The organism is Prevotella sp. CAG:592 (assembly GCF_000436015.1).
GTDB lineage: Bacteria > Bacteroidota > Bacteroidia > Bacteroidales > Bacteroidaceae > Prevotella > Prevotella pectinovora.
The window spans coordinates 1,190-14,262 of sequence record NZ_FR892633.1 but is presented as its reverse complement, the minus strand read 5'-3'; the positions used below and the strand labels follow the sequence as shown (position 1 = coordinate 14,262).

Here is a 13,073-nt window from a genome sequence, read left to right as displayed (position 1 = left end):
GTGGTGTTGCCCTTGATGTCGCGCTCCTTGGTCTGGCTCCACTGTCCGCAGCTCAGCGTCACACGGTCGCAGTTGCTGTAAACCCTCACACTGTCGAGAGTTGCCTTTGCCATGCTGTCGCCTTCCTCTTTCTTTCCGCCGATGCTGTCGGCATGTATCGCCGGCACGATATACACCAGCGGTTCCTTGTCGGCAGACACGTAGTGTGACTTATACATATAGAATGCGTCGCCCGGCTGCTCCCATGTGGATATCAGTCCCTTGTGGTTGAAGGGTCCCACCTTGTCTATCATCCTGAAGCCCTCCTCCGGCTGTCGGCGTCCGGGATTGTCGTGGCTCTGCAGGGTCCAGAGGAACTGTCCGCACACACTGTCCTTCACGCTCTCTGCCAGCTGCACCTTGCGCTCCAGTATGTCACACTGATTCTCTTCCGTATATCGTTCTCCCGAGTGGTTGCCAAGTGTGCGCCACGCTCCGTATTCTCCGTTGAGAAGCTGGTCGTCGCGCGAGAGTTCCTTGGCGTAGTCTTCGAGCTTTCCGCCATACGTGCCGCTCCAGTTCTGCACCACGTTCCAGTCTGTCCCCTCGCCTCCGTTGCAGGTGGTCACGAGGCGCTGCGTTCCGCATGTGGGGTCGAGGCGGCGTATGATGTCGGAGCATTCCTTGGCGAATTCCGCCGGTATGGTGCTCTCGTTCTGCAGTCCCCACAGGATTACCGACGGAGAGTTGCGGCGCTCCTTCACCCATTGTATGAGGTGGCGCTTGAAGCTCTCCTTGAACTGTGGCGTGTCATACCATATATGTGCCGAGAACTGCGGCCACCACAGTATGCCGTTCTCGTCGATTATCTTCTTGTAGAGCAGGTTGTGTGGCTGGTGTGCGTCGCGGAAGGCGTTGAAGCCCGTGGTCATCACCTCCTTCATCCTCGCCTCTATCTGCTCGTCGCTGAAGGCGTGGCTCTGTCCGAACAGGTGTTCATACTCACACACGCCGTTGATGAACTCCGGTTTGCCGTTGAGATAGAAGCGTTTGTCGCCGTCGCCTCTCGTCAGCGGCCATGATATGCTGCGGAATCCGAACGGCGTCAGCAGGTCGTCGGTGGCCTTTCCGCCTCGCTTTATCATGGTGTTGAGGTTGTAGAGATACGGCTTCTCCATCGTCCAGCGCCGCGGATTCTGTATCGCTGCCTGCTGGTGCACGGTCTTCACCTCTCCCGGCTGCAGCGTCACCTCGTCGGTCAGGCGCAGGGTCTGCTTGCCGCTCTTCTCCGAGAGCTTGTTTATCAACTTGAAGGTGGCTGCCTCCTCTCCGTAGTTCTTCACCTCGGTGTCGACGAAGATACTGTCGCATGCCTGGTTCGACCACACATGCACTCCGAACGGCTCTATGCGCACCTTGTCGGTTATCTCCATCACAACCGGACGGAAGATGCCGAAGGGCTGCGATCCCTCGCTGAATCCCCATTCCGAACTGCATCCACCGCATACCCACGGCATGTCGGTGATGCCTTTGGGATGCGACACGCGCACCTCAAGACTGTTCTCCTTTCCCCTCGCCACGCTCTGCGTGATGTCTATCGTCTCGGTGGTACGTCCGATGTCGTAGGTGCCGAGCTTCTTGCCGTTGAGCAGTATGTCGCAATATGTGCCCACTCCCTCGAATCTCAGGAAATACTCCTTGCCTTCCAGATCGGGAGCTGTGAACGCTTTGCGGAACACCGCCTTGCCGTGCAGGTTGCCGTGTTCCTTCTGCAGCGCTCCGTAATAGTCGTCGAGGTTGAAGGGTATGTCTTTGGTGAAGGTCTCTCCACCGAAGGTTATCTGCCAACTGTCGTTCAGGCCCACAGTGGTGCGTTTGCCCACTGGGTCCGGCGTCGGGAATGAGATTTCGCTCTTTCCCATCGGACGGCTCGTAGCCACGGCGATGCCCCGCTGTCCGCTGTTGTTCACGGCGCAATAGAAATGATACACCACTCCGTCGTGTTCCACCACATAGCTCTTGTGGGCGAACATCTCGTCGTATGGTTTCGACGGCACGATGAGGTCGGCTCCCTGCCAGTCATACCAGTGTATCATGTCGCGGCTTGCGGCGAAGGTGTTGTAGGCGTTGTATTCGCGGGTGGGGTTGAAGGCAGAGAAATAGAACATCACGTAGATGTTTCCCATCTTCACTATCTGCGCGTCGCCTGTTATGGTGCCGTCGGTGTCGTGGGCAAAGATGGGGTTAGCCTTGTAGCGTGTCCATTTCTTCATGTCGTGTGAGAAAGCCACTCCGATGCGCTCGCCTTTGGGATGTGTGGCGTTTTTTCCTCCGGCGTTGTAATACATCATGAAGGGATAGCCGAAGAGTTTCTTGTCCACACGATACACCGTGCTCTTATACTGTGTCATGTATTCCCACCACTGGGCGTTCTTGTCTTTGTACGACATCACCGGCTTGCCTGCCGTCTCCCAAGGGTGAGCCTTCGTCACGTCGAGCTTCGTCGAGGCCAGTCCGATGCTCAGCGGAGCGTTCACCGCCTCATAGCCGGTGCCCTCTCCTCCGATGTATGTCATCCAGTAGCGTCCCTTGTATCGCTCTATCTCATAGGAGCCGCCCCAGGTGTAGTCTACGAGCGCCGGGAATCCTCCGCGCTGGTTTCTGTCCCATTCGTCGCCGCTTCCGTATTCGAGCACTCTGCCGAGTGTCTGCCAGTGGAGCAGGTCGCTGCTGGTGGCAATCCATGTCTCGTAGCCTCTGCCGTCGGTGCCGCCTTTGCCGTTGTAGCACACGTAGGTCATAAACCACTTGCCGTCCTTGCGGAACACCGTCGGACAGTCTATCTTGTGGCCGTTGTCGGCCGGTGCCACCACCATTCCGTATTTGTATGGCGTCTTCACGGTCTCGTAGATACGCTGCATCTCCTGCTGCGTCACTGCCGCCGCCTTGGCTGCCGTGCGGCGCTTGCCGCGGCGCTGGGCTGCTGCGCTGACAGTGAGCAGGAGGCAGAGGGATATTATAAGATATATTCGTTTCATAATCCGTTTTGAATTCTATATTTGCCTGATTGCCGTTTGGGGTTACAATGGCCGTTTGTCGGGGTTACATGAACAGCCAGTCCACTTCCGTTCCTGCGCCGTTGAGTTTGGCGTCGCGTATCTTCAGCTCGCTGTCAGTGAATCCTGCCACCATTATTATTCCCTTGGGCAGGTTTATCACATGGTGACCGGCAGGGAAGCTGTAGGCGTGGATGTTGGCTATCGGCATTGTGGTCATTATCAGTGCGTTGCTTATCACTGGCTCTGCCTGTCCGTATTCGTTTCCGGTAGCGTCGGTTTCGAGTTTCGGCGGACGGGCGAATTTTGTCTGGTCGTCAACGAAGAATCCCACGAGGAGTTTCACAGGCTTCGTGGCGGTGAACTCCACCGAGATGCCCTTGATGCGTGCCGTGTCGCGGTTGAGCACCAGTGCCTTCATTCCCTGCAGTTCTGTTGCCAGCGTGTCCACAGCCTCATCGCGACCGGCAAAGAGGCGTGCGCCCTTCTTCAGCGTCACCACGGGGTAGTCGCTCAGGAGCGTCACTTCGCCCTTCTTGGCGTTGCCCTTGCCCGTCAGCGCATCATTCAGCTTGGCTATATTCTCGCGGCGTGTGGCTGTCTTGTCGGTGGATGTGAGACTGGCGATGTTCTTCTTCAGGTTGTCGAGTTCCTGCTGATACACGGGCATCATCTCCTGCCATGTGCTGTATTTTCCGCCGTCGCCTCCCACTGGGATGCGGCGCTGCGAGGTGAGCATGCTGTTGGCGTTGTAGTATGTGTCGCGGGTCTTGTCCACGAGTGCCATATAGCAGCTGTCGCTCTGTTCGAGGAGCGGCACGGCTTTCTTGAGATAGCCGGCGTCTTTCGTCCATTTGTAGTTGAGCACCTGCTCGGCGGCAAGCACCTTGTAGCGGAACGAACGGGCGAAGTCGCTGTAGCAGTCGATGTCGTTGGCGAGTCTGAGGAATTCGTCCCTGTTCTTCGTCACGCTTGCCGCGAGTCCCTTCAGCGCCTCCTGTGCCTTTTCGCCGTGTGCCACACACTGGTCCACGATGTCGAGAGGCAGTTCTCCCACGTGTTTCTCGTGTTTCCATTCCTTCTCCACATATTCTATGAGTTTCTCGCCCGTAGGTCCGCAGCTCTCATAGAATCCCGGATAGATGGTGTATTTGTATGGGTTGACGAGCTGGCTCATCTTCATTCCGAGCAGCAGACACTGGCGGTTGCCCTCTGTGATGCCGAAGCGTCGCAGCAGCTTGGGTGCTATCTCTCCGCTCTGGTCATACGCCTCTATGATGCGGCCGGCGGTCAGCGTGTCGGTGCCGTAGTATTCTGCCAGGGTCTTCTTCCAGAATGTCTTGTCTTCTCCGCGGTGGCAGTTCCATGAGTATCGTCCCCATGCCTGATACCACATCCAGTCGCGGTCTATCTGCAGCTCCCTCTTTCCGTCGGGCAGCTTGTCGGCGGTGTATGGCCAGTCCCAGTAGTTTGCCTGCGGATAGAGATGTAGTCCGTTGGCGTGGTGCACGTTGTGCATCGCCTGCACGGTTTTCTCTATGAACGTCGGTGAGCTCCACCGCCACGGTTCGAGGTTGGCGAGGATATGCACGTTGCTGATATGCACGGGTGCTGCAGCGGCGAGCTGGCGGTGGGTCTCAGCCCATGGTCCTTGTGGCTGATAGGTAGTGAGCGACTCGCCGGTGTATTTGCTCATCGTATAGATGTTCTTGTATAGCGGCAGCGCCTCGTGTAGCACTCGCGGTCCGTCGGTGTCGTGTGATCTCAGGATGATTGGCGGTTCGTCGGTGCGTCCCGAAGCCTTCAGTCCGTCTTTGATGCCGGGAATGATGGTCTCGTTCATCCATTTTATGTCGGTGTCGACTCCCGACATCGCCTCTCCCAGACACACCAGGAAGCCCACATTGGGATAGTTCTCTATGAATGCCGCTATGCTCTTGCGTGTGTAGTCGGCGATGAGCGGTGTGATGGGGCGGTTGCGGTCTTGTGTCTTTATGCCGTAGTGGTCAGCGAAAGGTTTCGACACTATGATGTTGTAGAACATCTGTATCACGCGTATGCCTCGCTTGCCTGCCTCCTGGGTGAGGAAGGAGAACATCTCCTGGTTTTTCCGCATCGTGGCGTCGTCCACTTCGGGTGCGAAGGGATAGTCCTTGAGCTTCACGAGCGAGGCGAAGGGGTGGCCGTTCCACAGGAACACGGCGTTCATATTGTCGGCGGCGAGCATGTCGAGGTATTTCACCCACAGCTCCTTGTCGTAGAACCACGGGAAATTCTCTGGCGTATACGGGTATTCATATACTTTGTGGCCAGGCAGATACACGGTCTTCTGCAGTCCCACGCATGCTCCGCGGAGCTTCATCTCGGGTGCGTCAACGATGGTGTAGGGTATTTCGAGGGAGTTGTTCATCCTGAAATATTCCACGAGACGGTTGGCACCGTAGATGGCTCCCGAGGCATCGTTGCCGATGATGCTGATTTTCTTTCCCTTGCGCTGCAGCGAGAATCCTTCTGCCGGTTTCCCCACGGTGTCGCCGGAAATACCGATGCTGATGCTATAGCCTTTGGGCATAGCCTTTATATTGTTGGCGATGAGGGTAGCGGCATAGTCGGTCTGTGGCGACTGTACCGTTGTCTTCACCAATGTGTCGTTGTGTCCGCATGAGGCGAATGCCACAGCGGCAGCGAATGCTAATATCGTTTTGCTTGTCATATCTGTTTTAGTTGGGTGTGGCACGTGTGTCACGTTACCAGATTGTCCATTGTTCAAAAAAGTCGTTTTCTTCCGATTTCCGCTGAAGGCGGCTTTTCCTCCATAGCCGTCCTCAGAAACGGTCTATGCGGAGCTCCTTGCCCACGGGGATGTCGTATTTTCTGTCTCCCAATACGAGGACGCCTTTTCCGCCATCGCTCTTCACGCTGACACTGGTGGCATCCATCTTCACTCTGACTTCTCCGAACGGTGTGGGCACGCTGCCCTGCATCCGTTTCAGTCCGCCGAGCACGGGGCGCACCTCATATTCCGCATAACCGGGTTTGGTGGGACTTACGCCGAGGAAATATCTGCCTATGAGATATATCGGACTGGCTCCCCAGGCGTGGCAGAGGCTCTTGCCGTAGGGGCGGCCATACATGGCGAGATGTTCTGCCCCTTCATCGGCGGGATTGTATTTCTCCCAGAAGCTGGTGGCTCCCTCGCCTATCATTCCTCCCCAATAGCCGAGAATCTCGGGCAGCACACGCTCCTGATATCCCATCCGGCACATCGCCTCGAGTTCATAGAAGCGCATATATGGCGTGGTGATGGGCTCGATGTCGGAATTCAGCATCACGGAGTCCATTATCCGGCGCTTGTCATCGTCGTCCACCATATCATATATTATAGCGAACATATTTGGGAATGCCGTGATGTCACGGTTCATCCTGCCATCCTCTATGGCGTGCATGAAGGCGCTGCGGCTGTCGTCCCAGAAGGTGGGCTTGAGCTTTGCCTTGAGGTCGGCGGCGAGCTTTCCGTAGCGGTCGGCATCCTTGGCGTATTCAGCGGTGGTGATGCTGCCTTGCGGAGGATTCTGCAACGGGTTGTCGCGGAGCACCTCGGCACAGGTGTGCATGGTCTGGAATGCCTTGCAGAGCAGTATCTGTTCGAAACAGAGTGTGCCGCGCTTGTGCATAGGGAAGTCCACCCAGTCAACGAATATCCAGTCGTCTTCCTTTCCCTCTGCCATCCCCTCGGGATTGAGTCTGCCGATGACATACTGCATGAGGGTCTGCATCCTGGGGTATATCTCTCTGACGAAACGGATGTCGCCGGTGTACTGATAGAAATCGAGCACCGACTTGAACCAATAGAACGTGTAGTCCATGATGGTGTTGACATGTGCCGTAACTGGGTCTTTGCCTCTGAGCTGACGGATGGTGCGGCGCACGCAGTCGGTATCGAAGCGCAGATAGTAGTTCATGAGATACGACTGTATGGCGTCGCCCGACCATGTCCAGCGGTCGCGCTTTATGCCATCCACGAAGAACTCGCGTGTGGTGAGGTCCATGGTGTATGCCGCCACCTGCCATATCTTGTTGAGCCGGCGGTCGTCGCATCTGAACGAACCGCTCTTCTTGTGGCTGAACGCCGAATATTCATAGTCCATCGCCACATCAGAGAATGTTATCATCCCCTTTGCCTCCACCATCACGTAGCGGAACGCCTTGCTGTCATCGAGCACTATCTCCACCTCTTCCTCGGCAAACCTGTTGGCGCGGAGGTCCAGGCGGTCGAGGGTTTCGCAGCGGTCCATGTCGAGGGCTTCCTCACGGCTCTCGCCATAGTATATGTTCAATATTCCCATGCCTGTCACGCCCTTGAGCCTGACATAGCCGAAGGTTTCGATTCCGAAATCAAACAGCCATTTGTTCTTGCCCGTCTGCTCTTCGCCAACGGGCTGCATCTCCGTTCTCTCCAGACTGTATGACGAGGGCGGGGTGTCGATATTGTCGAAGGTCCACGACGCGGCGGGCACGTAGATTCCAGAGCCGTGGGCAACGCCATTCTCGTCTATCCATATCTTGTCTTCATAGGTGGCGAGCCATGTGTTGCCGCTCTTTATCGTCCTGCCCTTCACGTAGAGGGCTGGCGGCACCGACTGGTTGTGAACCTTAAAGTTGAGACGGTGGTCGCCTGCCGGCACGGTGAACCTGCCGGGCATGCCGAACTGCAGCTTGCCGTCGAGCATGAAATTGAAATCTCCCTCTGCGGCTATCGTTATCGTCTCTGCCTTGTCGAGGCTCACGGCGGTGGAGAACTCCACTGTGACGTAATGGCTGTCTTGCTTCCAGAACGGCGGAAACATCGCTCCGCGCTCCGTGCGGCGGTTGTTGAACTTGTTGCCGAGCCACACCTCAAAGTCGCCGGGATACCATATCCATGTTGCCTTGTTGTCCATATCGTTGTATTATATTTCTTTTCCGTATCTTTCTTCCGTAATCTGCTCCAGCGACTTGCCGCGGGTCTTGGGGGTCCAGATGGCTCCGATGAGAAGCGACACCACGAGAAGCGCCATCATCAGATAGGCGGCAAGGGTGAATCCCTCGCCTTCCTCGCCATAGATATTCACAAACACCAGTCCCCAGGCTGCCGAAAGTCCGCGCACCATGAAGAACATCACACCCTGGGCGGCGGCACGGTATTTGGCCGGGAACAGTTCGGATGCCCACAGCGCATAGAAACCCTGCACGGAGATTCCGCCCTGGATGCCCCAGAGCAGGGTGAAGAAGAGCAGGCCCGACATGCTGCCGATGCCCACAGTGACTATCATCACCCAAGCCAGTACTGCAGAGCCCACGCCAACGATATAGAGCAGGCGCTGGTTCACCTTGTCTACGAGCATCGAGAACACGAAGGTCATGAAGATTATTATCACCCACTGTCCGGCTGAGAGCATGTTTGCCTCGCCGTTTGAAAGTCCGCCTGCCGTCTCGTAGATATGCTGCTGGAAGAAGCCCATCACCGAACTGACGAGGTTCCAGGTGAGATACATTCCGGCAAGGAAAAGCATCGTGCGCACGTTGACCTTGTTGGAGAACAGGGTGCCGAAGGAGGCGAAGACGCTCTTCTTGCCTGACGGCTGATCTGCGGTCTGCTGCGACTGCGTGGCCTTCCATTCTGCCGACTCGTCGAGCTGGCGCTGAAGCAGCCAGGCTATCAGTGCCACCACGAAGAGGGAGGCGAAGACAATGCGGGAGCTGAACACGTTGATGGCGTCCTGCGAGGCGGCATCACCCAGAATCTGAACTGCCGACTGGCTGACGAGGGGGAACATGAAGCCTGCCTCGGCATTGTTGGTAGGCGGAGCGAGAAACCATCCCAGGAGCAGGATGATGAGCGGTCCGATGCCCCACGCCATCTGCGAGATGCCGATGTTTCGGCCTCGGTTGCCTATCTCCGAACTCTCAGAGATATAGGTCCACGATGCCGGCACTCCCACACCTACGCTGACTCCCGTGACCAGGAATCCGGCGAGGAGCATGGGGAAGCTGGTGGTGAAGACCACGAGCAGCACGCCCACCATATAGATGAGCATATTGTATGTGTATATCGCCTTCCTGCCGTATTTGTCGGCAAGGAATCCACCGATGATGGCTCCTATCGCCGCACCAAGACAGTTGGCGCTGATGGCGTTGAGGATTCCGAGATGCGACTCGGTGAGCGAGAGATAGTTTTTCCAAAGCGACAATCCGCTTGCGCCTGCCACGATGGCTCCGGCATCGAGATAGTTGGTGAGAGACACGGCGATGGTGCTCTTCAGACTGCTTTTGTTGTTTCCCATAATGTGTATGTCTGTATTTCGTTTTCTTTTCGTTTGCTTTCTCTTTTGGGGTGATCTGCCTTACGGGGCGGGATGCTCCTGAGTCTGTTCTCCGCTCATCCTACCTGTCCTGCAAATCATCAAAAATAAAGACGCTGAAACTGCTTTTTTGTACTATCCCATCTCATGAGGTTTTCTCCCATTTTGGGGCAACGTGCTTGCCCACTTGGGGCAAGCACGTTACCCAACATGGGCAAGCACGTTGCCCCACCTGGGCACATTTTGTTGTCAGCTTCCTGCCCAATATTTTGACTTTTGAGGATGAGCAGTATGGGGTGAAAACAGGTGAAGTGGCATAATGATGCTGCCGGACTCCGACGAAATCCGGCTGCCCTTCTGGAGGCGGGTGTTTTTGAGGTGACAGGGATTGAGGGTATGTAATAAATATATTACTTATATTTGGCAGTATGTAATAAATTGATTAACTTTGCAGTATGGAAGAGGAATCGATAAGACACATCATCTACTCGGACGAGTTCGAAGAATACTATGCAAGTATGAACGAACATTTAAAGAAGAAATATGACTATGCTTTACAGATTGTAAAATCACAATATATCGTCAGTTCAAAAATAGTAAAGAGCTTAGAGAATACGGATTTCTACGAACTCCGAATTTCCATCAGCTCCAACGAATACAGAACTATTCTGCTCGCTGTTGACCACGATAATTTCATACAAAGCAAAAATGTACTTCTTCTGAACTCGTTTTTGAAGAAAGATACAAAGCAATACAAGGCTGAAATCAAAAAAGCCGAAAACATTGTCAAACGTTATTTGGAGGATTGAATATGTTGAAACTTGACAAAAACAAACTTGCCGGTCTCAAAACTTTTGACGACCATCTGCAAGAAAGATACGGTGACGAAAACAGTCCTGAGCGCAAGGAGTTTGAAGCAAAGGCAAAAGCCTGGTACTATGCAGAACTTCTTAAGGATGAACGCAAGCGCCAGAACGTAACACAGAAAATGTTGGCTGAAAAAATCGGCAAGAAACGCGAGTACATATCTTCACTCGAAAAGGGACAGACTGATATGCAGCTATCTACGTTCTTGCGCATTGCCGACGCCCTTGGCCTGCGTTTCTCTTTGGTGTTGGGATAGACAACCTCTTATGTAAAACCTAAAAGATAAGGTTATGCAGAAAATACTCTTCGCTAATATTGGTTGGATGAAACGCTACCGTGGGCATAGCAATTATGACAGAATCAAGGGTGGAGGAAGTTATAACCCCGATGACAAGCACGAGGCTTTTAACTTTCAAGACGCTGACGGACATTGCTATGGCTATGTGCAACCAACCAAATGGGGTAAAATAAAAATAGAACGTATAGATTCTTCGTGTTTAAAATCTGACGATTATCTTGATGACGTGATAGTCGTATGGACTGCTACCAACCCTATTGAGGGTGGAACATATATTGTTGGTTGGTACAAACATGCAAGAGTTTACCGCACATTTCAGCATGACACCAAGTTAAAGGAGCGTAATGGGTATGCCTATAATATAGAAGCGCTTTCGTCTGACTGCACTCTTCTCATGGAAAAAGAACGCACAATGCAGGTGCCAAGAGCAACGAATGCTTTAAAGAAGGGGTTTATGGGGCAGTCTAATATCTGGTATGCCGATAGCGCAAATGAGAAGGTAGCCAACTTCCAGCTGTCGGTTATCCACTATATTGACAATTACGTCAAACCTGAAAGAAGAAAAACCAAGCCGAACATAGATGTGGACGCAAAGGTTGCAGTAGAAAAAGCTGCTGTCTCTGCCGTTACCTCTTATTATAAAGGGCTCGGATATAAAATACATTCGGTTGAGAGCGAAAACAAAGGTTGGGATTTGGAAGCATATAAAGGAAAGGCTATACTAAGAATAGAAGTAAAAGGCTTGGCAGGCTCTCAAATATCCGTCCGCCTTTCCAAGAACGAGTATAGCAAAATGAAAGAGACAGACAACGGATGCTATCGTCTATGCGTAGTCACAGAAGCCCTCAAATCCCCGGAAATATGGACTTTCGCAAATGACAATGGCATTTGGGTATGCGAGGAGGATAATGACATAGAACTTTCCTTTGATGAGCAAATCGCTGCAATTGCATACGTTGAGAAATGAAAGAAATATACATAAACCCAAGACTTCCACTGAAAGCCATCTGCGTATGTGCGACCAATTAAGATTGTGAACACGCGTGTTCATAATCAGCTTGTCGGGAAAGAACAGATAGAAACATTATCATACGACATTCATGATAAGTAAAAAAAACATCATACTTTTGTAATGTATTGATAATTTCCATAAATTTGCAGGAACAACAAACTATTTGTCACAATTAAATTCATAAGGGCATTATGAAAATCAGAAAAAACATCATCATAAGCATTTTAGGACTTATGACTTCGGCCGGGGCACTCGGTGGAAACATCTGTATGCCTCAACGAACAGAGGTGAAAGACTTCTGCTCTGTCATCTCACTAAACGACAAGACGGGAGACAGCAGACCGTTTGTACATTTCGTCACGACACTGTGGCCAAAGCTTGATACAGCCAGCGGCCGTGAAGCACTGGTGAAAATCCATCAGCTTGCCATGAAAGAATCTTATGGCAACGGAGACACGTCTAATGACAATGGGGACGTGCTTGCCAAGCTGTTTGAGATGCTGGACAAGTTAGGGATTACCGGAGCTGACCTGACAAAAATGCTCGAATATATGAAGAAGGTGTATCCGCTCTATGTATTCCAGATAGAAAACCGTGTGCGTCCGAATGTGGACTATGACAACGGACTGACCGTTGACACCATCTACCAGGCACCGATTGACGAGGCCTATTACGGTCTGGCAAACGAGAAGAACAAATACGTTCCCGCCGGACTGTCTTTGCAGGAGATTGAGGAGCTGGAGAGCAATGGCGCTATCGGCAAGCGCAACGGCTCCTACGCATGGGGAATGGGTACATACAAAGACAAGCTCTACTGGTCTACCAACAACAACTATCTCTGCATGCAAGGCTATGGCAGTTTCGTGCAGCCGGGCGTGGGCGACAATGTGCCATACGAAAACAAGTGCTGGGCATGCGAATACGGACAGTCTACTTATGCCAAGGAAGCCTATGCCGACGGCGATGAGAACAGCAAGTATGCCGACATACGTCCGCCTCGCATATACAGCTATGACACGAAATCGGGCATCGTCACCGACATAACACCGTCGATAGATGAATATCCGATATTGAAAAACTGTCAGGGACTGCGCTCCTGCGGCATCCTTAACGGCGTAGTGTTCTTCGGCGGACCAGGCCTGTATGCCAGCGACTGGGACTCCAAGGCTTCGGCTGCCTTCGTGGCATACGATGCCGACAACGACCGCATTCTGGGAGCCAGCAGCCTGAGCGACGTTGACGGATGCAAGGTGGTGAACGTCAGACGATGGCGAGTAGTAAACAATGTTCTCTATGTCACCGTGGGCATAACGCATCCTACCACAGGCAAGAAGATCGGTGCACTGCTCCGCTGGTATGGCGACAAGAATGACCCGTGGAAATTCCATATCGTGGGACTCGTAGACAACGAGGCGGCAGAACTTGCCTGTTTCAACAACCGCATATATATAGGAACGTGGGCAACGGTGTCTGCCGTTCATGTCAGTCCGGAAATTCCTGAAGGAGGCTTCACTCCAGTC

General features: G+C 53.2%; 8 protein-coding genes. 4 read left to right on the top strand and 4 right to left on the bottom strand.

Annotated features, from left to right (window positions below; genetic code table 11):
• The 4 genes from QVO99_RS10240 to QVO99_RS10225 all read right to left on the bottom strand — a co-directional run.
• Positions 1-3,017, bottom strand: a 3,017-nt coding sequence (locus tag QVO99_RS10240) for a glycoside hydrolase family 2 TIM barrel-domain containing protein (RefSeq protein WP_288177184.1), incomplete at its 3' end; no start/stop codon positions are given.
• 64 nt (positions 3,018-3,081) lie between these two features.
• Positions 3,082-5,748 carry an alpha-d-galacturonidase gene (locus tag QVO99_RS10235; protein ID WP_022317520.1) on the bottom strand — a complete coding sequence of 889 codons (2,667 nt, stop codon included), beginning with the start codon at positions 5,746-5,748 and terminating at the stop codon, positions 3,082-3,084.
• 112 nt (positions 5,749-5,860) lie between these two features.
• Positions 5,861-7,975, bottom strand: coding sequence for an alpha-L-rhamnosidase-related protein (locus QVO99_RS10230; RefSeq protein ID WP_022317519.1), 2,115 nt, complete (start codon positions 7,973-7,975; stop codon positions 5,861-5,863).
• A 9-nt stretch (positions 7,976-7,984) separates the two neighbouring features.
• A complete protein-coding gene (locus QVO99_RS10225) occupies positions 7,985-9,358 on the bottom strand; it encodes an MFS transporter (RefSeq protein WP_022317518.1) in 1,374 nt (457 codons plus the stop codon).
• A gap of 536 nt (positions 9,359-9,894) precedes the next feature.
• Here QVO99_RS10225 and QVO99_RS10220 point away from each other — a divergent pair.
• From QVO99_RS10220 to QVO99_RS10205, 4 genes are all read left to right on the top strand, one after another.
• On the top strand, positions 9,895-10,185 hold the full coding sequence (locus QVO99_RS10220; protein WP_288177181.1) for a type II toxin-antitoxin system RelE/ParE family toxin: 291 nt from the start codon (positions 9,895-9,897) through the stop codon (positions 10,183-10,185).
• 2 nt (positions 10,186-10,187) lie between these two features.
• Positions 10,188-10,499 carry a helix-turn-helix domain-containing protein gene (locus QVO99_RS10215; RefSeq protein WP_022317516.1) on the top strand — a complete coding sequence of 104 codons (312 nt, stop codon included), beginning with the start codon at positions 10,188-10,190 and terminating at the stop codon, positions 10,497-10,499.
• A 34-nt stretch (positions 10,500-10,533) separates the two neighbouring features.
• The gene (locus tag QVO99_RS10210) at positions 10,534-11,508 is read left to right on the top strand and encodes a protein NO VEIN domain-containing protein (RefSeq protein WP_022317515.1); all 975 of its coding nucleotides are present in this window, start codon (positions 10,534-10,536) and stop codon (positions 11,506-11,508) included.
• A 236-nt stretch (positions 11,509-11,744) separates the two neighbouring features.
• The coding region (locus QVO99_RS10205; RefSeq protein WP_288177180.1) for a hypothetical protein at positions 11,745-13,073 on the top strand (1,329 nt) is incomplete at its 3' end.